This window comes from Pseudoalteromonas sp. MER144-MNA-CIBAN-0113 (genome assembly GCF_040308965.1).
GTDB classification, from domain to species: domain Bacteria; phylum Pseudomonadota; class Gammaproteobacteria; order Enterobacterales; family Alteromonadaceae; genus Pseudoalteromonas; species Pseudoalteromonas tetraodonis.
The window spans coordinates 1-265 of the sequence record NZ_JBEOOG010000393.1; the positions used below are offsets into that span (position 1 = coordinate 1).

Consider the following 265-nt stretch of genomic DNA (forward strand, 5'->3'; position numbering starts at 1 on the left):
GCGCGATATATCAGCACCTAGCTCTTGTGCTGCAGGTATTACAATAGGTGCTTGTACAGCCCATTGGCCACCGCCAGAGGGAACAAACATATTAACGAGCCCTGCACTTATAAAACTAAAGAATGGCAAGCTATCAGCATCTGCAACGGCAATAAAGCCACGTGATATCTGTTGTGCTAGTCCGCTATCAACCATTACCGCCATGATGCCGGCATAAAAAGGAAATTGAATAACAATGCCAGCCCCGCTTGGGATTGCTTGTTGC

General features: G+C 47.2%; 1 protein-coding gene. It reads right to left on the reverse strand.

Annotation, left to right across the window (positions count from 1 at the left end; all coding sequences use genetic code 11):
- Positions 1-265: TIGR00366 family protein (locus AAEY57_RS20195; protein WP_350608685.1), on the reverse strand; the 265-nt coding region annotated here is incomplete at both ends.